At 41.2% G+C, this 21,320-nt stretch carries 18 protein-coding genes and 1 pseudogene; 11 read left to right on the top strand and 8 right to left on the bottom strand.

Annotated elements, in window-relative coordinates:
• Window positions 1-584: 584 nt before the first annotated feature.
• From HUN01_RS24655 to HUN01_RS24645, 3 genes are all read right to left on the bottom strand, one after another.
• Window positions 585-2,369 (bottom strand): ShlB/FhaC/HecB family hemolysin secretion/activation protein, encoded by a 1,785-nt coding sequence (locus HUN01_RS24655; RefSeq protein ID WP_181928385.1) that lies wholly within the window; start codon window positions 2,367-2,369, stop codon window positions 585-587.
• 267 nt (window positions 2,370-2,636) lie between these two features.
• Window positions 2,637-4,412: an SWIM zinc finger family protein gene (locus tag HUN01_RS24650; RefSeq protein WP_181932806.1), complete on the bottom strand. Its 1,776-nt coding sequence runs from the start codon at window positions 4,410-4,412 to the stop codon at window positions 2,637-2,639.
• Between the two features lie 111 nt (window positions 4,413-4,523).
• A complete protein-coding gene (locus HUN01_RS24645) occupies window positions 4,524-5,696 on the bottom strand; it encodes an RNA-guided endonuclease InsQ/TnpB family protein (RefSeq protein ID WP_181928384.1) in 1,173 nt (390 codons plus the stop codon).
• Between the two features lie 65 nt (window positions 5,697-5,761).
• Here HUN01_RS24645 and HUN01_RS24640 point away from each other — a divergent pair, with 65 nt between their 5' ends.
• From HUN01_RS24640 to HUN01_RS24620, 5 genes are all read left to right on the top strand, one after another.
• Entirely contained in the window at window positions 5,762-5,971 is a 210-nt protein-coding gene (locus HUN01_RS24640) for a hypothetical protein (RefSeq protein WP_181928383.1), read from the top strand.
• A gap of 661 nt (window positions 5,972-6,632) precedes the next feature.
• Window positions 6,633-8,057: a dihydrolipoyl dehydrogenase gene (lpdA, locus tag HUN01_RS24635; RefSeq protein WP_181928382.1), complete on the top strand. Its 1,425-nt coding sequence runs from the start codon at window positions 6,633-6,635 to the stop codon at window positions 8,055-8,057.
• A gap of 90 nt (window positions 8,058-8,147) precedes the next feature.
• Window positions 8,148-9,038: an indole-3-glycerol phosphate synthase TrpC gene (gene trpC / locus HUN01_RS24630; RefSeq protein ID WP_181928381.1), complete on the top strand. Its 891-nt coding sequence runs from the start codon at window positions 8,148-8,150 to the stop codon at window positions 9,036-9,038.
• Between the two features lie 251 nt (window positions 9,039-9,289).
• Entirely contained in the window at window positions 9,290-9,541 is a 252-nt protein-coding gene (locus tag HUN01_RS24625; RefSeq protein ID WP_069072137.1) for a DUF5340 domain-containing protein, read from the top strand.
• Between the two features lie 486 nt (window positions 9,542-10,027).
• Entirely contained in the window at window positions 10,028-10,696 is a 669-nt protein-coding gene (locus tag HUN01_RS24620; RefSeq protein ID WP_181928380.1) for a carbonic anhydrase, read from the top strand.
• Window positions 10,697-10,890: 194 nt separating this feature from the next.
• On the opposite strand, the gene HUN01_RS24615 is transcribed toward HUN01_RS24620, so the two are convergent.
• Window positions 10,891-11,049, bottom strand: a complete 159-nt coding sequence (locus tag HUN01_RS24615; protein ID WP_069072139.1) for a YqaE/Pmp3 family membrane protein — start codon at window positions 11,047-11,049, stop codon at window positions 10,891-10,893.
• Window positions 11,050-11,190: 141 nt separating this feature from the next.
• The gene (locus HUN01_RS24610; protein ID WP_069072140.1) at window positions 11,191-11,538 is read right to left on the bottom strand and encodes a translation initiation factor; all 348 of its coding nucleotides are present in this window, start codon (window positions 11,536-11,538) and stop codon (window positions 11,191-11,193) included.
• Between the two features lie 322 nt (window positions 11,539-11,860).
• Between HUN01_RS24610 and trpB the strand changes: the two genes are divergently transcribed.
• The 6 genes from trpB to HUN01_RS24580 all read left to right on the top strand — a co-directional run bounded on the left by trpB (window position 11,861) and on the right by HUN01_RS24580 (window position 17,060).
• A complete protein-coding gene (gene trpB / locus HUN01_RS24605; RefSeq protein ID WP_181928379.1) occupies window positions 11,861-13,096 on the top strand; it encodes a tryptophan synthase subunit beta in 1,236 nt (411 codons plus the stop codon).
• Window positions 13,097-13,124: 28 nt separating this feature from the next.
• On the top strand, window positions 13,125-14,264 hold the full coding sequence (locus HUN01_RS24600; protein ID WP_203219499.1) for a class I SAM-dependent methyltransferase: 1,140 nt from the start codon (window positions 13,125-13,127) through the stop codon (window positions 14,262-14,264).
• A gap of 137 nt (window positions 14,265-14,401) precedes the next feature.
• Window positions 14,402-14,689 carry a hypothetical protein gene (locus HUN01_RS24595; RefSeq protein WP_069072143.1) on the top strand — a complete coding sequence of 96 codons (288 nt, stop codon included), beginning with the start codon at window positions 14,402-14,404 and terminating at the stop codon, window positions 14,687-14,689.
• Window positions 14,690-14,921: 232 nt separating this feature from the next.
• The gene (locus tag HUN01_RS24590; protein WP_181928378.1) at window positions 14,922-15,458 is read left to right on the top strand and encodes a CAP domain-containing protein; all 537 of its coding nucleotides are present in this window, start codon (window positions 14,922-14,924) and stop codon (window positions 15,456-15,458) included.
• A gap of 334 nt (window positions 15,459-15,792) precedes the next feature.
• Window positions 15,793-16,341, top strand: a complete 549-nt coding sequence (locus HUN01_RS24585; protein ID WP_181928377.1) for a CAP domain-containing protein — start codon at window positions 15,793-15,795, stop codon at window positions 16,339-16,341.
• An 89-nt stretch (window positions 16,342-16,430) separates the two neighbouring features.
• Entirely contained in the window at window positions 16,431-17,060 is a 630-nt protein-coding gene (locus tag HUN01_RS24580) for a ribonuclease D (protein ID WP_181928376.1), read from the top strand.
• Between the two features lie 402 nt (window positions 17,061-17,462).
• Here the strand turns inward: HUN01_RS24580 and HUN01_RS24575 are convergent.
• From HUN01_RS24575 to HUN01_RS24565, 3 genes and pseudogenes are all read right to left on the bottom strand, one after another.
• Window positions 17,463-17,909, bottom strand: a pseudogene (locus tag HUN01_RS24575) (rhodanese-like domain-containing protein); the annotation flags it as partial.
• A 496-nt stretch (window positions 17,910-18,405) separates the two neighbouring features.
• Entirely contained in the window at window positions 18,406-20,778 is a 2,373-nt protein-coding gene (locus tag HUN01_RS24570; protein WP_181928375.1) for an NACHT domain-containing protein, read from the bottom strand.
• A gap of 338 nt (window positions 20,779-21,116) precedes the next feature.
• A complete protein-coding gene (locus tag HUN01_RS24565) occupies window positions 21,117-21,320 on the bottom strand; it encodes a hypothetical protein (RefSeq protein WP_181928374.1) in 204 nt (67 codons plus the stop codon).

Below are 21,320 nucleotides of genomic sequence, written 5' to 3'. Positions count from 1 at the left end.
CTTGAATCTTAAGTTAATGGATGTTTTAGTCTAAAATCTACGTATTAATCCATACCTTTATATTTTCTTAATAATGTGGCAGTTCGGTTCTTTCTTTGACAAGAATACAGTGACAATACGTAGATATCTTCAGTGAAAATACTCAATTTTTTTGTTCACAAGTCTATTACCCTTAGAATTAGACCTTTCAAGGTGTTATGTAATAGCTTGATTTGTAGTTTGCTCAAAAGAGGTGAAAATCTGCTGAGTTGAGAATCGAGATGTTGCTGGGGCAGGTGTTTGAACCGTTTATAACAGAAAGTCCAGTTGCGGTGATGGTTTGTGGACTTTTAGAGAAAACACTATGTCCCTAGATACTGAATTACCTATTTTTGTTCGTAGTGCAAAAACTCAATACACTCGCGAGTTATTATTCTCGACACCCGTGAATTTAATGAGCCTAATTTTTTATGGAGTCAACCTATCAATACATCCAGCCCACCAAGCATCGTCTGAATCGCACGCGAGCGAGTTGCTTTAATGGCGGGAATCCCCGTTGCTTGGTACAGACTTTTGTAGAGAAAGGAAGGAGAATAAGCCTAATTTTAAAAAGGATTATAGAGTAAACTAAAATACAGGCCGTTTTCTTGTAATGTTCTCTCGTTTGAGTTAACAGATACTAAAGGAATTCCCCAGTCAAGACGAAGGGTGAAGCGATCGCCCTGTGACCAACGCAACCCCAGACCAACAGCAGCTAAAGTATTAGGATCAGGATTCTCTCTATCAGAACTATTCCAGCCAACACCAAAATCCACAAAGGGGACAACCTGTAGGGTGCTATCTATCTGAGGTAAGCGCAGAATCGGTACTTGAACTTCAGCAGAAAGAAAAGTACCATTATCCGTCAGTAAGTAATCTTGACGGTAGCCGCGAATGCTATCCTGCCCACCTAAGCCAAATTGCTCTAAAGGCAAAAGTGTTCTGGATGCGAGTTGCGTATTTAAACGGAGTAAAAATAAGGTTTCAGGAGCTAAAAGGCGTGCCCACTGCGCTTGTCCTTGCCAAGCAAAAAAACGGCTATCGGGAGGATTTGGATTAATTGTGGGATTCAATACATCTATGCCCAAACTGAATTGAGAACGGAGGGCGATGACTTCACGGCTATTACGACTCGTCCATTCTTGAAAAAATCGCAACGCAGATACCCTGGTGCGTCCTTGTTCATCAGCACCTAAACCGGGAAAAGGTAGTCGCTCTACTTCAATATAAGAAGCTTCACTTTCCCGTCGCGAGGCTGTCAACCCAAGAGCGAATTCTTGTGTAGGAGTTTGAACTATGGGCTGGCGGAATGTCAATTCGTAATAGCGAGAATCCGATTGGATATCTAAAACGTTGAAAGGAGGTTCAATAACATTACTGGATGTGATGCCATAGTTTAAGGTGAGGGTTCCATTGCGGGGATTGAGTGGTAATGTATAGCTGGCATCAAAGGAGTTACTACCATCGGTATTAGTGTAAGCTACACCCAGAGAGTCTCCCAGCCCCAATAAGTTGGCTTCATTTAATTGTAATCGGCGGCGGAAACTGCCAACACTAGGCGATCGCCCATTATCAAGAACTATTTGGCTACTAAAGGTTTTTGCCTCGGTCACTTTAACTTCTAAGAGACTTGCACCAGTCCGTGATCCTGCGGAGAGTTCCGCAGTCACATTTTGAATCAAAGGATTAAGTTGCAAAAGTTGCAGTGCCTCTAGTAGACGCTGGCGATTGAGAGGTTGTGATGTCGCTATTGCTAGTCGGCTGCGGACATAATTCTGATTCAACCGTCTAGTTCCAGTTATCTGGATGTCTTCTAATTTACCTTCGACCACCTGAATTTTGACAACACCAGATTGGATTGTTTGGGGTGGGATATAGGCTCCAGAAGTAATGTAACCATTGTTGACGTATAACTCAGTGATTTTAGAACGTGCTTGATAAACTTCAGTCAGCGATATCGGTCGTTTGGTAAATTCAGCAGTGGCTTTGGCTAATTCTTCGGGACTGAAGACTGTACTACCAACAACTTCAAACCGTTCCACAACAATAGTTTGAGGAAAGTTGCCGGGGATTGGTTCTTCAGGTGTGGGAGTTGGGGCAGAGGGCGGAAATAATTCTGCTGGTGGGGGAAGTGGCTGTGGCAGTTCAGGTGAGGGAGTTGGCAAAGGTGCGGGTGGTTGGACATCCTGTGGTGGTGGGAATTGTTGTGACAGGATGAAATTACTAGTTGGTAATTGTGTAGTATCAACAACCTGAGCTTGCAGTGGACTAGAAGATATGCTGCTGAGAAATACAAGCATACTCAGCGGTAAGCAGGACACTATAAGATTCTGAGGATATTTATCAATCATCGCACTGGACTATTTTTTGTCAGAAACTATGGGATTATAGGGGGACTGCCTCAGATGTGAATCTTACTTCATCTTCTGCCGCTAAAGTTAATATCTTGGGTAAATCTCAATTTAAAAGCGAAATTATCTGGTTATTGCAGACTTAAAAGTATTGACAATGTTCAATCTGCATCAGCAAGCAGATATGTTGAAATTATCTATTGCTGCGGGAGAAATAGACCTCAAGTATTTAGAGCAATTAGGGCTTTGTGTATGAAAAAACTCAGGTTACTCCATATCCCTCTGCTTAAACATTCCCATCAATTTACGTTTACGAGCGTGGGTTTGCATCAAATTGTCCCGATAGCTTAACCAGTCAGCTTTCTTCCCAGATTTTAAGTAGGCATTACGTGCTTTTTTTAACCATTCAACCGCGTAATAGTAGTATTCGGCTTTACCTGCATCCATAATCTTTTCGGCACGGCGACGAGCATTAGCAATCACCCAACTAGGATTGTGAGAGATAGCAGCATCCATAACTCGGTGAATCAACTCTGAATCATAAGAACTGAGTTCACTAGCGATCGCAATGGCATCATCAATTAGCCCTTCATATAAGAATATATCCACCTTGGCCGATTCTGTTCCCCAACCGCTATCAGTACGGATAATTCTCAGCAAGTCTGTTTTGACACTTTCCCAGTTTTCCCCAGCCAATTCTGCCATCTTTTGGTAGTCAACAAAAGAGGGCTTCACTTGAAAAGCCGCCTTGATTGCTAATAAAGCAGCTTCACTATTACCCAACTCCAGAGCTAAATCACTTGTCCAAATCCCCAATTCGTACTGAGAATTACCTGGTAAATTTAATCCACTCTGGGCTATATCTAGTGCTTGCTGTAATGCCCCCTGAACACTGAGTGTTTTCGCTAGGGCAAAAGCTTCTTCCATTGAAATCATCTGGGTTTGAGCAGCATCAATTGCTTCTTCCACCCTACCCAAACGCCCTAGCATTGTCAGATATTGCTGGGTTTGCCCTTCTGCTTCTGCTAAATACAGGTATTCTTGAGAACGTTCCTGACGTTCAAGAATTTTCAGGCGAATTAGTGCCAAATCATCAGCGTAGTCTGGCACATCTTCTTCCCAAGCTCCCCTTTCGGTAATATTACCTTGAAGAACTTCTACTAATGGTGGATAATCCCAACCTTGGCGTAAAGCTTCCATAACTAGACCAAAATCAACATTCCAGTCATCTTGCCAAGCTTCTAAATTTATTTGAATATCAACCTTTTCTTCTGGAGTGAGTTCGGTGCTGAGAATTGCTTCACACCAAGCATGATTCAATTCCTCCACAAGTTCATCGTTTTCAGCACCGTATTCTGCAACATCATCCCAATTTTCCACACAGGTAGAGGTAATCGCTGACAAAATAGCGATCGCATTTTCACCCTCTCCCCGTTCGCTAAAATTTACGGCAGTTTGCACTACACTCAGCAATTCCTCAGCAATTGGGTCTTCTTCGTACCCCTCCTCAAAGTAGCGCACGGTATTCTTGAGAATCTGCCGTACTTGCCGCCGAAACGGAATCGGATCAATAGTATTGCGGCGCAGAGATTTTATAGTTGTTAGCTTGTCAGTAGGATTTGTCATCCAACTTACATGGCGGTCAATCGCCTCAATCATTGGTGGGTATTCAGCTACCAACTCTTGCAACAGCCTTTGAGTTTCGATATAATCTAGGCGATTTAGTAATTGTTCTAGGGTGGGGCGCTGCTCAATACTTTCTGAGTTACGCGCACAGACAAGCATCGTTGCCACAATGTGTTTGCACCACCCGTCAAAGTTGTAAGCACAGGTACAGTTGACTGAAGTTAACCCACTGCTATCGAAATTCAGGTTGACATGATAAGGTCTAGCTTGACTACCTGCAACATCTGCCTGAAGCAGATGACCACGTTGGATAACAGTACTGACAGCACCAGCCTCATAGTATGCCTCGCCCCGCTGGAAAGATTTGGCGTTGGCATGACGGCGGATAGTAAATTCACTAATTTGGGGAATAGACATCGAGCGATCGCCTGCGTAAATCTTTTGGATCAATCGTGACATTTCCTACACTTCTGCTTCTCTACGAGACGCTTCGCGAACGCAGAAAGTGTAGGCTTCTCAGCGACTCTTCTAGGAAGACATTGACTGAGCTTTAAGACCGTGTGCCCCACGGTTCTTTATGTTGATAGCTGCGTTCAAATCCCTACACAAACTGACCTTACAATTAGGACAATTATGTTTTCTTTGGGATAGCAGCTTCTTTACTTTTTGACCACAACTAGAGCATTCTTGGCTTGTGCCGTTTGGATTTATAGCTATTAGCCTCAAACCAGCATTTTCGGCTTTGTTTGAAAGTATGGTTACAAACTGTCCCCAACCAGCATCATTGACACTTTTAGCCAATCTTGTTTTAGCTAGTCTTTTGATATTCAACTTTTCCACAGCTATGACATCATACTTATCAAGTAGTGCTTTAGCTATTTTGAAGTGAAAGTCTTTCCGAGTATCAGCAACTTTTTTGTGTTGCTTACCCAATTTTTGAATAGCTTTTTTACGTCGATTAGAGCTTTTATTGCGTCTTGATACCTTACGCTGTGCTGATTTTAATTTACGTTCAGCTTTGCGCAAATGTTTCGGTGCAGCAATTCTAGAATCATCTGACGCTACATAAAAATCAATTAAACCTACATCAATACCTACGATCTTGTCAGGATTAAAATCAGGCTTGATTGTGGGAACTGTTTTGTCATTAAGGCTTAAAGTTACATAGTAGCCATCTGCCTTTTTGGTGACAGACACAGTTTTAATATCAAACCCCTTAGGTATTGAGCGATGAACAATCACCTTGATATCACCAATTTTTGACAGCGTGATTTTGTTATTAACAAAATGATGTCTTTTAAATTGGGTATAAGTGAATGTTTTGTACTGCCCTTTTCCTTTGAATCTGGGCCTACCAGACTTTTTACCGTTAACGTCGCCCTTTATCCATCTATCAAAAGCTAATTCAACCTTCTTAGGGACTTCTTGTAGTACTTGAGAGTGAATTTCTTTGTACCAAGGTCTATCTACTTTGAGTTGAACAAGAGTTGCTTTTTGATTGTAATAGTTAGGTTGTTCTTTTAACTCTGGCAGATGACAGATTAACGAACATCTATCAACAGGACAGCGATTCATCTCGTACCAGTCAAACCTTTGAGCCAGCAAATAATTATATTGAAAACACAACATTTCCAGAGTTTTATCTATTTTCTCTGCCTGCAATGCAGTTGGTTTGACTTTGTATTGGTATGAGGTTTTCATTTTCTGCCTTCTGTTCTTCGACCTGAAAGTAGCATAACATAAAGTGTATCCATCGTGTAACCAATATGAAAAACAAGCAATTAAGATTAAGAATGTCAGAGCGTAGATTCAATAAGCTCAAGCAATATGCAGAGTATGCAGATAAAACCATGACTCAAGTGATAGACGAGCTTATCGACACATTACCAAGCATAAAAAATGGTGATTCCGACGCTCGCGGACTCGCTAACGCTGAGTTATCATCGACCAACTGCCCTGTCAATCCTGCGGATTGAATTAGTTATTGGTCAATTCGTCATCACCCAAAAATTCATCCCACACTGCCCTTCGGGTCAGATGTGGGGCTTCTTTTTGTTTAAGCTAAATCCAGCTTAGGTGTTCAGCTAACGTGCTGTAAATAAAAAGGTGTGGGGATTGGGAATTGGGAATTGGGTACTGGGAATTGGGTACTGGGAATTGGGTACTGGGAATTGGGTACTGGGAATTGGGAATTGGGAATTGGGTACTGGGAATTGGGTACTGGGAATTGGGAATTGGAAAATAGTATTTTTAATATTATTTCCTAGTCCCTAGTCCCCAGTCCCCAGTCCCCACTCTAAAGTCTAAAAAAATAAGTATCTAGATTTGACTATAATTACTGAAAACATCCATCTTTTCGCCAGAAGTGATTGAATCATAATCTAAGTTAGCAAAACCCGAACCTTAAATCAGGAAATAGTTATCAGGCGTATGGTAGGGATCTAAATTAGTTACCAGTGTTCACTGATACAGTAATTTGCAAATAAGTAAGGTACAAAATGCAGGACTCAAAATCAGATATAAAGAGTTTCTGCCCTCTGCCTCCTGCCTTCCTTGATAACTGATAACTGTTAAAGGGGTTGCGCTGATTGTCGGTCAAGTTGAGAATAAATAGGCGAAGCACACGGGGAAACTAAGGTGAGTCAAGAATTTGATTACGATTTAGTAATTATCGGCGCTGGTGTAGGCGGACATGGCGCAGCCTTACACGCCGTAAGTTGCGGTCTGAAAACAGCGATTATTGAAGCTGCTGATATGGGAGGAACCTGTGTTAATCGGGGCTGTATTCCTTCTAAAGCGTTGCTGGCGGCATCTGGACGTGTGCGGGAGTTACGTGATGCCCACCACCTCAAGTCGTTAGGAATTCAAGTTGGAAGCGTGGAATTTGATCGCCAAGCGATCGCTAATCATGCTGGTAATCTCGTCTCGAAAATTCAAGGCGACTTAACCAACAGCCTCAAACGTCTAGGAGTCGATATCATCAGAGGTTGGGGAAAAATTGCTGGGGCGCAAAAAGTCTCTGTTACCGGAGACGGTGGTGAAAAAACCATCACCGCCAAAGACATCATTCTTTCCCCCGGTTCAATTCCTTTTGTGCCTCCAGGAATTGAAGTAGACGGCAAAACTGTCTTTACCAGCGATCAAGGTGTCAAGTTAGAGTCGTTACCAGATTGGGTGGCGATTATTGGTAGTGGTTACATCGGCTTAGAATTTTCTGATATTTACTCAGCTTTGGGTTGTGAAATCACCTTGATTGAAGCCCTAGATCAGTTAATGCCAGGATTTGACCGCGATATTGCCAAACTTGCTGAACGGGTGCTGATTACTCCCCGCGATATTGAAACGAAAGTGGGGATATACGCCAAAAAAGTCACTCCTGGTTCACCTGTGGTGATTGAGTTAGCAGATTTTAAAACCAAAGAAGATGTAGATGTCATCGAAGTAGATGCTTGCTTGGTGGCTACGGGACGCATCCCAGCGACCAAAAATCTTGGTTTAGAGTCTGTGGGTGTAGAAGTTGATCGGCGGAACTTTATCCCAGTTGACGATCGCATGGCCGTTCTGTCATCTGGTGAAGTAGTGCCGCATCTGTGGGCAATTGGCGACGCGAATGGGAAGATGATGTTAGCACACGCGGCTTCTGCTCAAGGCATCATTGCGGTAGAAAATATAGTTGGGAGGGAAAGAATAGTAGACTATCGCAGCATCCCCGCAGCAGCATTTACCCACCCAGAAGTTAGCTATGTGGGCTTAACAGAAACCGCAGCTAAGGAGTTGGGACAAACCGAAGGGTTTGAAATTGCCACAAGTCGGAGTTACTTCAAAGGGAATTCCAAAGCGTTGGCAGAAAATGAAGCCGACGGTATTGCCAAGGTGATATATCGCAAAGATACAGGAGAAGTCTTAGGAGTCCACATTTTCGGACTGCACGCCTCAGACTTAATTCACGAAGCATCCGCTGCGATCGCAAACCGTCAATCTGTCCAAAGCCTCGCACATCTAGTTCACGCCCACCCGACACTCTCAGAAGTCCTGGACGAAGCTTATAAACGAGCCATTTAGTCATTTGTCCTTTGTCATTTGTCCTTTGCTAATAAACAAGGACAAATGACCATTGATAAATGACCACTGACCAATGACTAATGACAAATTATGCAAATTCGCCGCCGTTCACCTAACCCAGCTATTGATGTATCTATATTGCGTTATCAGGCTGTCGTACCTGATGCAGCGCCAAACCACATTTTGGAGGAAATTGTCTGGCAGAAAGAAGTAGAATATGACCAAATGCGGGAAAAAGTTCCTTTGCAGCAATTGCTTAAACAGGTACTTACCGCGCCGCCAACCCGTGATTTTGTCGCCGCCTTGCGCCAAGGTAAAACTAATCCAGCATTGATTGCCGAAGTCAAAAAAGCTTCACCTAGCAAAGGCGTTTTACGAGAAGATTTTGACCCAGTAGCGATCGCCCAATCTTATCAGCAAGGTGGTGCCAGTTGTCTTTCTGTGCTGACAGATGTCAAGTTCTTTCAAGGTAGTTTTGATAACTTAGCAAAAGTTCGGGCTGCCGTAGATTTGCCCCTACTGTGCAAAGAATTTATCGTTTACGCTTACCAAATATACTTGGCGCGAGTTCAGGGTGCAGATGCTATTTTGTTGATTGCAGCTATTCTCAGCGATCAAGATTTGAAATACTTCCTCAAAATTGCTAACAATCTAAAAATGGCAACCTTGATTGAAGTCCATAGTTTGGCAGAACTTGACCGTGTGTTAGCCTTAGATGGGGTCTCCTTGATAGGAATCAATAATCGTAATTTAGAAGATTTCTCTGTTGACCTGCAAACCACTTGCCAACTTTTGGCTGCAAGAGGTAGCCAATTGCAAGAGAAAAACATCCTTGTTGTCAGCGAGTCAGGACTACACAACCCAGAGGATTTGAGTTTGGTGCTTACAGCAGGTGCATCCGCTGTACTCATTGGAGAATCTTTGGTAAAACAACCAGATCCCGGCGCTGCGATCGCCCGTATATTACCGAGGAATTTCTGAAAAGTTATACCTCTCCTGCGCTAATAAGGAGCGCAGGGCAACTAACTGCACAGAATAGTTGAGCAATTGGGCACACTATGCGTAGACACGCAGCACTTTGCCATCAAGTATCATCAATATCTTTGCCAAATCTTCATTGCTAATCAAATCCAAGCCATAAGCAACTAGTTATTTATTATGTAACAATTCATTAATAAGAGACAAACTCTCATTAATACAAAATCCCAAATATGAAATCAAAATTTAACTTCATGGAGCAAATTCCTCTACCTTCACCTATTCACTACGAACTTATACTTCAACTTTTAGAAAGACAAACTATGTTAGCAGTCAATGATAATCCAGATTTAAGGCATCAGGTCAATCAGCTAATTATTACTCTCCGTAAAGCTGCTGTGCAGCAAAAGCGACTAGAAGAAATTTGCGAGTTTTCCTCTGTAACTATTGATCACCGTTGGTCGATCAACCACCATAACGATAGCAAAGTTGTTGCTCCCGATTGAAGCTGATAACTTAATATCTCAACCTTAAATTTGGCATCTTTAGTTAAGTTATATTACCATTATCAGAAAATGTCTCTGTGTATTGAAGGGGTAAGTACTCAAAATTTCCGCCACACTTGCTTGACCCAAAGGCACGGTTTGGGGTGTGATTTAAAATCCTCTATATAGACTCTAGTTACAGAACTTTCTCTGCATTGTAAAAATATATAGAAATCCTAAATTAGTATTTGAAATCGGCAGCTTTAACGCTTAAAGTTTAGTTGATATAGATTTTACTTTATTGAGCTAGTTCACTCAATTTATACATAGTTATTGTTTCTCTAACTACTAACTTAGCTTTTGACAATTTATACAAAAATAATATTAATGCTGTAGAAAAAATATCATCTTTATAATATTTTAGCTCTGAAAAAGTTCATCTTGATTTAGAAGAAATTGTAGATCAGTTAAAATATTGATGAGATTCTCTCTCGAATTTAACGAAAGATGAAATATAACAGCATTCACGAACTACTCAGAAATAATCAGGCTTGGGTTGCCGAAAAGCTAGCTATAGATCCAACTTACTTTGAAGAATTATCTAATGGACAAACACCACCTTTTCTATACATTGGGTGTTCTGATAGTCGTCTGGCATTAACAAGATTTACCCGTACAGAACCCGGAGAGTTATTTGTACATCGTAATATTGCCAATCAAGTTTCTCTAACGGATATAAACTTTTTAGCCGTTTTAGAATACGCAGTTTTACATCTTAAAGTGGAACACATTATCGTTTGTGGTCACTACGATTGCGGAGGAATTAAGGCCGCTTTAGAAGGGAGAACCATCGGAATTCTTGATAACTGGGTAAATCCGATTCGGGAACTGTATTTACAAAAACAAGAAGAAATTGATACCTTGCCAACAAGAGAAGAACGTCTCAATCGTTTGGCAGAAATCAATGTTGTGGCGCAAGTGAAAAATCTTTACCAAACTTCTATCATGCGTCAGGTACTCCATGAGCGAAAAGCGCCTATGGTTCATGGTTGGGTACTAGATATAAGCACTGGGTTGATCAAAGATTTGAATGTCTCAACTGTGCAATGGCAGTTACACATCTGCCCCTTGCTTTTAGAGTTTAGACTTTATGCTATGTTAAAAAATGAGAGCTAATTCGGTATTTACCGCTAGACAAAAGCTGAACCAATACGCTCAAGATTATTATAGATTTTTGTTTAATAAAACTTACAAATACAAAGCAGGTAATTTATTTTCCTTATTTCCATGCTCCGTATGGAAATGTACTCATTGAGGCCCTGACTCAATTTATCACTGGATGCAGAGCCTCCAACCTACCCCACAAAGAATTATTTCTTAGCAATTATCCACACTGCATGAATAATTCCAGGAATGTAACCAAAAAGCGTCAAAAGTATATTAATCCAAAAGTCTACGCCAAAGCCTACTTGTAAAAAAACTCCCAAAGGCGGCACAAAAATGGCACACAAAATCCGAACTAAATCCATTTAAACCTCCTATTAATCTCACAAAAGACAGCTTGTTGGTGAAGTTATTCATCACTTTTCAAGCATGTTTGTACCTCTCAAAGATAACATTCTCTCTGTTAATCTAGGTCATGATTTAGATGCGGTAAACCGTACTTAACATTAGCCACCGCTGATTTTGGCTTTGTAACCTAGCTTGGTCAAAATATCGAAAATTTTCTGCTTGTGTTCGCCCTGAATTTCAATTTCGTTATCTTTAACTGTCCCACCTGTGCCGCACTGGGTTTTCAACTGCTTCACCAAATCTGCCAAAGTTTCCGGTTTGACTTGAAAACCACTAATTACTGTGACGGTTTTCCCTTTGCGTCCTTTGCGGGAAGCTTGTACTTTAAGATTTTGTTGTTGTGGGGGTAGTTCTGGAATTGGTCTTTCTGTAGCCGCGGAGTTGTCGTTGCCAAATTCGCGGTAGACAAAGCCTTTGTCGGAAGATTTGGGATTGGAAGAAGACATAAAATGAATGTTAAGAAAAATTTCAAAGGCAGTGGAAACTTCTACGCAACCATTCTGCGGGGATATCAATTTCTAGGCTAACATCACAAATCCATTGCAAGGGATTGGGCATTGGGCATTGGGCATGGGGCATTGGGCATGGGGCATTGAAAAGAGGCAGAGGGGCGGGGTGCGGGTGGAAGAGGGGAAAACTTTTCTCCCTTTCTCCCTGCTCCCTGCTCCCTGCTCCCTTGCTTCTTCCCCTGCTTCCCAATCCCCAATCCCCAGATATACCCCAGACTTTCTATAATAATTAAGTCATTCCCGTCATCAAAAACAGCCTGTGACTACCACTCCCCTATCTCCAAGTTCAACTGCTCAAGTTCCCGATATGCTAGGTCGCTTTGGGCGCTTTGGCGGTAAATATGTACCTGAAACGCTCATGCCTGCCCTTGCTGAATTAGAAACAGCTTATCAGCAATACCGCAATGACCCTGGTTTTCAAGCAGAACTACAGCAGTTATTACGGGACTATGTGGGACGTGCAACACCATTGTATTTTGCTGAACGCTTGACTGCTCATTATGCCAGACCCGATCGCACGGGCCCACAAATTTACTTAAAACGCGAAGATTTAAATCATACTGGCGCTCACAAAATCAATAATGCCCTTGGTCAGGTATTGTTGGCGAAACGCATGGGTAAGCAAAGGATTATTGCCGAAACGGGCGCTGGACAACACGGAGTTGCCACAGCTACAGTTTGCGCTCGTTTTGGGCTGGAATGCGTAATTTACATGGGCGTTCATGATATGGAACGCCAATCTTTAAATGTCTTCAGAATGCGGCTGATGGGAGCAGAAGTGCGCCCGGTGGAAGCGGGGACTGGAACCCTGAAAGATGCCACTTCTGAAGCAATCCGCGATTGGGTGACAAATGTGGAAACCACTCACTACATTCTCGGCTCGGTAGCAGGGCCCCATCCTTACCCGATGATGGTACGTGATTTCCATGCAGTAATCGGCCAAGAAACTCGCGCCCAAGCAATGGAAAAATGGGGTGTATTGCCTGATATTCTCTTGGCTTGTGTGGGTGGTGGTTCCAATGCTATGGGACTATTCTACGAGTTTATGAATGAGTCTTCTATACGGTTCATTGGGGTTGAAGCAGCCGGGGAAGGTGTTAATACTGAAAAACACGCTGCAACCTTGACAAAAGGACGAGTTGGTGTATTACACGGAGCAATGAGCTACCTGCTGCAAGATGAAGATGGGCAAATCATTGAGGCACACTCAATTAGTGCAGGTTTAGATTATCCCGGTGTGGGCCCAGAACATAGCTATTTAAAGGATACTGGTCGCGCTGAATACTATAGTGTGACGGATGCAGAGGCTTTGGCAGCATTCCAGCGATTATCGAAATTGGAGGGAATTATCCCAGCATTGGAAACAGCCCATGCGATCGCCTACCTCGAAACCCTCTGTCCTCAATTAACCGACAGTCCTCGGATTGTAATTAACTGCTCTGGACGCGGTGATAAGGATGTACAAACAGTAGCCAAGTTATTAAATCCCGCGTAAATATACTTAAAATTCTTGGGAGGAAGCAATGATGGATCAACAATTCCAACACGCGATGCTACCGCAACCTACTCACGACGAGTTGGCACGCCAAAACTTTGTGCAAAGTCTGAAAATGCACATTTTCAGGAATATCTCTCCTGGTAATAAAGTAATTTATGAAAAACTAGGCAAGCCGAAGTTTGAACAAGAGCATCAGCGTCCTCCCCAGAATCGTTATGAAATTCGGGAAGTAATGCAGCACGAACCCTACTATCGCTGGACTAGTGCCCTTAAGCGCATCAACCAGGAAATGTTATGGGATGCTGTAAATGCCAATGTTGACAGACAGCTACCAGAGTTAATCGAGCGTTCCAAAGACAAGGGTAATGAACTCGGTACTTTAACCCTCGACCCAAATTTTCAAATACCTACTCATCAAAAAGCTGTAGACATTCACTGTATGCCCGGAGGATATCACAGTGAATTCACAGATGATGATGTCGCTGCCGGTGCAACCTACGATCGCGGCGCTTACGTTTATGGTTTAGGTTGGTTGGGGCCGCTCAACGATGATATGGGGCTATCTATAGTCCAGAACTACCTCCTACCAGAGTATCCAGACTTTCGACCCCGAAAAATTCTCGATATGGGATGTTCTGTTGGCAATAGCACATTACCATACACAGATGGTTTTCCAGATGCAGAAGTCCATGCCATAGATGTAGGCGCATCTATGTTGCGTTACGCTCATGCAAGAGCCGAAGCCTTGGGAAAACGGGTACACTTCTCTCAACAAAATGCCGAACATACTAACTTTCCGGATGAATCATTTGACTTAGTGGTTTCTCACATTTTGCTGCATGAAATTCCCCCGCCATCTGTGCGTAAAGTTATGCAAGAATCTTATCGTCTACTGGCTCCTGGCGGCATGATGATCCATGTGGAAGCACCCCTATATCGTCACATGGATATTTATACACAGTTTATTTATGATTGGGAAACCGCTAACAACAACGAACCCTTTTGGAGTGCTGTACGCGATTTAGATTTAGTGCCGCTAGCTACTGAGGCTGGTTTTGCAGCAGATAAAGTATTTGAGAAATTTGTCCCTAATGGGGCATGGAAGGCAAAAGTAAGTAACTCAGGCAGCCAAGGCACTTGGTTTGTAGTTGCTGCAACTAAGTAAGAATTCGTAATTCGTAATTCGTAATTCGTAATGACGCTCCTACGTCGCTAACGTAATTCGTAATTGAGGAAGTCAGATTTTCTCTGAGTTTCCTTCTTTTCTATGTGTGGTCTGATTTTTGGAGAATTGGTATTAGGATGACAAAAATAGCCAAGGGTAAACGGCCTGTTTATCTAGAAAATCCGCAAACTGATAAATTGTTAGCGATCGTCATGGCTTTAACTGGCGAGGTATCCGTGCTGCATGAGCGGCTAGACACCATTGAACGGTTGCTAGAGGTTAAAGGTATTTTATCGGCTACTGAGATTGAAGCTTACGAGCCGGATGCCAAAGTAACTAAGGAACGGGAACAGTGGCGTGCAGAATATATTGCGCGGGTGTTGCGTGTGGTACAGGAAGAGTTAGAAACCCTCAACCAAAGCTAGGCACTCAGAGGTTTTAGTGGAGAAAGTTATGCCATTTGTACAGAAAAAATACTACTAGTGATAGATGTAAATTTTTCATGAACATTACAAAGTTTTCGTAAAGTCGCGAATGTAACCGTTTTTTGGTAACTTTTGAACAAAAAACGGTATAAACAGGAGTATATAGACCTATAAGCAATTTGTCACATTGGCAGTAGTTTGGTTAGATTGTCTGGAACTTTACTTTCAGCAAATGATTAAAACAACAATCTACGCCGTTGCTTTAGGCACTATTGCTCTTAGTAGTGGGGCGATCGCTACTCCTGTAACAAATCAAACTTTTACGCCGCTATCTTCACAACTATCAAATAATACTGTTAAAATTGCAGCATTGAGCTATGACACTGCCGCGATAGAACAGTCAGTTTTCAACCAAATTAATAGCTACAGAGTTTCCCAAGGGCGACTAGCGCTGACTCGTAATCCTAAGATCGACAATCAAGCCAGGATTCACAGTCAGAACATGGCTAACGGTAAAGTTGGCTTTGGACATACTGGATTTTCACAGCGTGTTGTAGCAACCGGTATTCCTTACAGGGCAGCTGGTGAAAATGTCGCTTACAACCAGGGATATCCTGATCCTGCTACGAAAGCTGTACAAGGTTGGCTCAAAAGTTCAGGGCATCTTGCCAATATCAGAAATCAGAATTATACCTTGACGGGGATTGGTGTTGCTGTCACAAGTACAGGCAAAGTTTACTTCACACAAATATTTATGACACCAAGATAGATCCCAAAAGTGTAGCAAAATTTCGGTTTTTTCCTTGTTAGCTAATCTTTTGTTAAATATTGAGTAATGTAGCTTCAATGACATTTGTCTATTGAATACTACATTATTTTTTTAGTAATGCATGAAAATCTGAAATTCTCAGCAAAAGTAAGCATGGTTTTCATGAAGTTGACCTATTGAAGTATTGACAATTAGAAATGATTATTTGTGTTCCTCGTAAAGGATATAGCCAAATTGCCGAAATTCATCAATCCTTAATAGTATCGTGGTATATATCGTCGGAACAATGAGGTAGAGTATAAGTCTTATATCTCTACACATTACGCAATTCTCCATGTTCCGACAAACTGCTTTTGGCATCGCTTTAAGTGCGCTTGTCCTTGCTAGTGGATTAACGACTGTTCCGATACCAAATCATCCTTCTACAAATACATCCACCCGTAATAAGCTGTTGTCGCTTTTTTCCAGTCAGGTTGCAATATCGACTCCTACTTTTAAAACTACGGAGCTAGAAAAATCAGTATTTGAGCAAATTAATCGATATCGGGCTTCTAAAGGACTGCCAAAGTTGACCCTAAATGCTAGTATCACTCGACAGGCAAGAATTCATAGTCAAAATATGGCTAAAGGTAAAACCCCATTTAGCCATCAGGGGTTTGAAGGGCGAGTCAAAGCTATCACTCTTCGCTACAACAGTGCGGCGGAAAATGTTGCTTTCAATCGGGGATATAGCAACCCCGTGGAGGAAGCTGTTACTGGTTGGATCAACAGCCCCGGACACCTAAAGAATCTTAAAGGAAATTACAACCTTACTGGAATTGGCGTTGCTACTAATAATCAAGGCGAAGTCTACCTTACACAACTTTTCTTTCGGGCTAGGTAGATTTAATTTTTAATTTGTTTGCACAATAATAATGTATTGTCTGACAATACTTTTGTCTGTTGGACACTGCTATTATTTTTGGACAATTCATGACATTACCAGATTTTCAGGTGAGCGATCGCGACCTTAGTGACGCAGCCCTTGAACAGTATTTAGAATCGACGGCGATCGCAGTTGATACAGAAACGATGGGATTATTGCCGTTGCGCGATCGCTTGTGTCTCGTCCAACTGTGTAACCTTGAGGGGAAAGTGACTGCAATCCGCATAGCCAAAGGACAAGCAGACGCTCCAAACTTAAAAAAACTCTTAGAAGCGGCGAATGTCGTAAAAGTATTTCACTTTGCTCGTTTTGACCTTGCCACTTTGCGAGCCAATCTGGGGATTCAGGTTGGGCCGGTTTTTTGCACCAAAATTGCCAGCAAGTTAGCCCGTACTTATACAAATCGCCACGGACTCAAAGATGTGGTGCAAGAATTAGAACAAGTGGAACTGGATAAAAGCTCTCAAAGTTCTGATTGGGGTAACGCCGCTAGTTTATCTGAAGCTCAACTAAGTTATGCTGCCAATGATGTGCGCTACTTAATTAGTGTGCAGCAGAAGCTAATAGAAATGCTCAAACGAGAAGAACGTTGGGAAATTGCTCAAGAATGTTTTCAATTTCTACCAACTATAGTTTCCTTAGATTTGTTGCAATTTAAGGATTTGTTTGAACACTGATGAAATGGGCAATGAGGAGTAGGGACAATAAATTTTGACTGCTCGTCGTTTCAGACTACTGAACTGTCAAGTTTAAATTGACAGGTAAGCAAGCTCGTAGTAAAGACTTTAGTCCTTATTTTATTTCTAAGCACTAAAGTCCTTACTACAAAACTTTAATTATTCACGCCCACTTACTCAAGTGATTTTTACCTAAGATCCAACGTTGGAATCATTAGTGTCTCTAGGAGTTTTAGATTCACTAACACCTTCTTTGAGATTACTAGCTCCTTCTTGAATGCCTTCTTTGAGATTACTAGCTCCTTCTTGAATGCCTTCTTTGAGGTTACTTGCTCCCTCTTGAATGCCTTCTTTGAGGTTACTAGCTCCCTTCTTAATGGCTTCCGTAGCGCTAGTACCTCCCTTTTGCAGATTTTCTTGGTGATTTTGTAGCCGAGCTACAACATTGTAGTCATCTGCGCCTGGGGGAGTTTTTGATTCAATAATACCTTCTGTTGGGCCACCAATCGCCTTCCATGCGCCAAGACCACCTTTGAGTTGGGAGACATGCTCAAATCCATTAGAACGCAGTTGCTGCGCGGCTTGAGCAGTTTCTTCTTCATTTGCACCGTAAACGTAAATATCACGGCTTTTATCCAAAGAAGGTACTGCACGTTCTACCAATTCATCTACTGGCATGGGCATCGCTCCCATAATATGACCTTGGTTGAAGGTGTTGCGATCGCGCACATCCAAAATTGTAAAAGCTGGTTCGCCCCATTCCAAGCGAGACTTCAAGACATGAGCATCAGATTGTGCTTCTATTGGTGGCTGTGGGGGAATGATCCCGCCTACTAAATTATTTGCCATAACTGCTCCTTGCTGACGATATTAATAGCAATTTAACTAACTCAATATATTTAATTGCTCTTTCGCTGGTATGAATATCCTCGAAATCTCTCCTCAGATAGACTGGGTAATTTCAATAATTTCTACCAATTAATCAATTGCAAATACAACCATTTAAGACTATGGGAATACAAGATTTTCTAAAAATAATTCAGAATTAAGGAGTCAGAATTCAGTATTAATTCTGTACGATTGGGTGACGAATATTGGTTAAAACCGTACTTCGTCCCGCTATGCTAACGCCCGAAGTCAAGCGAAAAAATTAAAATATTCCCGCCTTAAAACTCTATCTCTTTATAGGTAGATTATTCTGAATTCTGAATTCTGAATTCTGTTTTATATTAATCTAATTAAATAGATTTAAATTTTCTGTTTCTGATGTTGTAGTAATTTAGACAATCTTAATTTTACTAAATTCTTAAAAAATCAGAGAAATTATTAATTTAAAAGTAAAAAATCAGCTATTAATATATAAATTGCGTACCCTTTCAATATCAGCGATCGCTAATAATAATGTCTCCTCAATTTCCTGCCATACTCTTGGACTTACATAAGCGGCGCTATTGAGACAATCTACCAGCAACTTATTGACATCGTAATATTGCTGAAGTAATTCTTTTTGCTGTTCATTAAACTGCCAATAATAACCAATATTGCGATATTTAATCAGTATATTTCTTAATTGTTCACCCCACATTTTACCCTTAGCTTCCCACCAATCCTTAAATTTATCTAGATTGCTGTCTATGGGTGGCAGTTGTTTCTTCAGTTTTTGTAAGACTTGCTTCAATTTAGGATCAATAACAAGGTCAACAGCTTTATCAAAGGCAATGGCGAGGGCATGAACATGATCAAGGGCATCGTTGAGACTATGCTTAAAAGCAAAATCAAGTTCGCTAACACAGGCAACAGTACTAAACAGAAACTCATCAAGAGCAAGCTCAGGGTCAAAAGCTATGTTACCAACAAGGGCGTACTCAAGATCATAACCAGAAGTATAGACAAAGGCGCGAGGTCTATTGCAAGAGCTTTGTTCAACGCAAACGAGGTAAAAAGCACGAACGGCTGCTGCTTTGTAATTAGTAGAGATTGAACTAGATTTTTGACGCAGCCAGGTTAAAAAATATTGTAATCTCTCGTCGCTAGCCATTAATAAATCAATTTTTTGTTTCATTATCTGTAGTATTTCATCAGAATTCGACAACATACTAACAGTTAGTAAAAATACTTCTTGCCAGTGCTTTTCGGTCATGTGACTAACCAGACTGTTCCAAGATTGGACTTGGGAAATCTCAACAATTTTTCTAGCTGTGAAATACTTTTGGAGCGTCAAATGAGAAAAAGAGTAAATTTCTTGTGCCCTTTGCACTAATAACCCATCTTGTACTTCAATTGCCTTCAAAACTGCTTCTCGATCTAGCTGCAATTGAGTTCCTTCTAAGTTAATTCCTTCTAATGTATCCAGATAGTCAGCAATAAGTTGCAAAACTTTTTCCTTTTCAAAGAAGTAATCTTCTTGCTCAAAAGTTATAAATGCAAGTTTACAAAGGAGCTTTTTTTTACTTAATGGAGTCAAATTACAACCAACGCGATCGCGTTTGACATCTCTAATCTCATCCCATCTGAACATTAAAATATTCAGCGCTTGCTCATATAACTTGGCTGGATTTAAGGTGAATCCATCTTTTATTTGGAACACTATGCAAATCCAATGCAACAGTATTGGAGTGACCGCTAATTCTCGGATATGCTGATTTTCTGGTAGATGTAGCTGATTAATAAATAAATTTCCTATGGCTTCCCCATCTTCTCTAGAATTAAGAGCAACTGCAACAAACCATTTTTTGACAAAAACTTCCACTTGCTCTTGGTCAAAGTCTGCCACCTCAACTTCAGTAAATCCCTGAAATCTATATTTCTGGGCAGCAATCCGACTGCTAATAACAAACTTATTTTTGTAAAAACTCTGGGTAAATCTACGAATTTCTACTGTGACTTTATCTGCCTTTTCTGCTGGTACTTGATCTAATCCATCTAGCAAAATCAGTAGTTTGCCCTCAGTCAGCAGAATTTTAGTTGATTCTTTTTCAATACCGCAACTCAGAAATTCTTCGCTGATGTAGTTCAATATATTGAATTGGCTATCACTTTTAGCATCTTCAGCAAATTCTTTCAGCCTAATAAAAGTTGCGATGCGGTTTGGCTGAAACTCGCCTTTGTTACACTCAATTGCGAGATATTGTAAAAATGTGGTTTTACCTGACCCTGGTTTACCCAGCACTATTAGTTTTGAGTGTTGCAATACCGCCTCTAAGCCTGGTAATCGTCTCTGACGTTTATATCCTCCAAGTTGATTAAAGTTCGATTCAGATTTGAAGTCTTTCAACAGGTCAGAAATTTCTCGCCATTCCAGGCTAGTTATCTTCTCTAAGACATTAATATTGGTGTAAATATCCATCAGTTGGACAGTCTGGGAAATGTCCAACATTTGCATGGTATTGCACTGGTCTTGAATTTTGTCTTGGCGCTTTTGGCGCACTTCCCGCACCAATGTATCGATGTCAGCACCTTTGAATTGCGCTTTAGGAGTTGCATCAAATGCGACATCTTCAGGTAAGCTAGCTACTTTTTGCCAAGATAATCCTAGCTGTTGACAAATTTGGACAAAACAAGAGCGAGAAACCGACTCACCTGCAAAAAATTTGGAAACTGGTTGACGTGTAATTCCTAAAGCTGTTGCTAATTTATGCTGACTCCAAGTTTTGTCTGTTAAAGCTGTTTTTGCTGCCCTTATACCTTCTGGTGATGCTCTCAGTCCTTGGCTTATCATAGTCTCAGGCTGAAACTTGTAGTATAGTATATGCTTAAGAGGGTAACTACATGTAAATGCACCAGGGTAGATTTTCGTAGACCTTCTTCAAGAAGACATACTCATTGGCTAAAATACGGTTGGGTTAAATAGGAGTTTAGAATCTAGATTGGCTTATGGTTTCCTTTGTGAGCTTTTATAGATATCTAATTCATCAGAGAGTGTGGTTGCTCTTCCAAAGTTGTAGCAATTGCAGTTGTGTTTAGTGTTTCTTTGGACTATTTGCGGATATGGAGATGGTCTTCAAGGACACTTATTTTAAGTATGAAAGTTTAAAAATATACAATATAAATTCAAAATTATACAAAAATCATACAAGACTTATACATTTTATAAGCATTACGATGGCTGAAGTTTTCATAAACTTCATGGAAAATTAATTGTACACAAGTACTACAGTAGCGATCGTACTCAGCAGAGACGCGCGTGAACACACTCTCAACAGAAACACGTAAAGCAAAACTGACGCAACAGCGAATCGCCCAATCAATAATAGGCAGCAT

Source organism: Nostoc edaphicum CCNP1411 (genome assembly GCF_014023275.1).
Classification (GTDB): domain Bacteria; phylum Cyanobacteriota; class Cyanobacteriia; order Cyanobacteriales; family Nostocaceae; genus Nostoc; species Nostoc edaphicum_A.
Note: the sequence above shows the minus strand (reverse complement) of the source record. Positions and strands in the feature narration are given on the sequence as shown.

Excerpts from the sequence above, each read along its gene's own strand:
- HUN01_RS24655 (WP_181928385.1), bottom strand. The coding sequence starts at position 2,369 with ATGATTGATAAATATCCTCAGAATCTTATAGTGTCCTGCTTACCGCTG.
- HUN01_RS24650 (WP_181932806.1), bottom strand. The coding sequence starts at position 4,412 with ATGTCTATTCCCCAAATTAGTGAATTTACTATCCGCCGTCATGCCAAC.
- HUN01_RS24645 (WP_181928384.1), bottom strand. The coding sequence starts at position 5,696 with ATGAAAACCTCATACCAATACAAAGTCAAACCAACTGCATTGCAGGCA.
- HUN01_RS24640 (WP_181928383.1), top strand. The coding sequence starts at position 5,762 with ATGAAAAACAAGCAATTAAGATTAAGAATGTCAGAGCGTAGATTCAAT.
- trpC (WP_181928381.1), top strand. The coding sequence starts at position 8,148 with ATGCAAATTCGCCGCCGTTCACCTAACCCAGCTATTGATGTATCTATA.
- HUN01_RS24625 (WP_069072137.1), top strand. The coding sequence starts at position 9,290 with ATGGAGCAAATTCCTCTACCTTCACCTATTCACTACGAACTTATACTT.
- HUN01_RS24620 (WP_181928380.1), top strand. The coding sequence starts at position 10,028 with ATGAAATATAACAGCATTCACGAACTACTCAGAAATAATCAGGCTTGG.
- HUN01_RS24615 (WP_069072139.1), bottom strand. The coding sequence starts at position 11,049 with ATGGATTTAGTTCGGATTTTGTGTGCCATTTTTGTGCCGCCTTTGGGA.
- HUN01_RS24610 (WP_069072140.1), bottom strand. The coding sequence starts at position 11,538 with ATGTCTTCTTCCAATCCCAAATCTTCCGACAAAGGCTTTGTCTACCGC.
- HUN01_RS24600 (WP_203219499.1), top strand. The coding sequence starts at position 13,125 with ATGATGGATCAACAATTCCAACACGCGATGCTACCGCAACCTACTCAC.
- HUN01_RS24595 (WP_069072143.1), top strand. The coding sequence starts at position 14,402 with ATGACAAAAATAGCCAAGGGTAAACGGCCTGTTTATCTAGAAAATCCG.
- HUN01_RS24590 (WP_181928378.1), top strand. The coding sequence starts at position 14,922 with ATGATTAAAACAACAATCTACGCCGTTGCTTTAGGCACTATTGCTCTT.
- HUN01_RS24585 (WP_181928377.1), top strand. The coding sequence starts at position 15,793 with ATGTTCCGACAAACTGCTTTTGGCATCGCTTTAAGTGCGCTTGTCCTT.
- HUN01_RS24580 (WP_181928376.1), top strand. The coding sequence starts at position 16,431 with ATGACATTACCAGATTTTCAGGTGAGCGATCGCGACCTTAGTGACGCA.
- HUN01_RS24570 (WP_181928375.1), bottom strand. The coding sequence starts at position 20,778 with ATGATAAGCCAAGGACTGAGAGCATCACCAGAAGGTATAAGGGCAGCA.
- HUN01_RS24565 (WP_181928374.1), bottom strand. The coding sequence starts at position 21,320 with ATGCTGCCTATTATTGATTGGGCGATTCGCTGTTGCGTCAGTTTTGCT.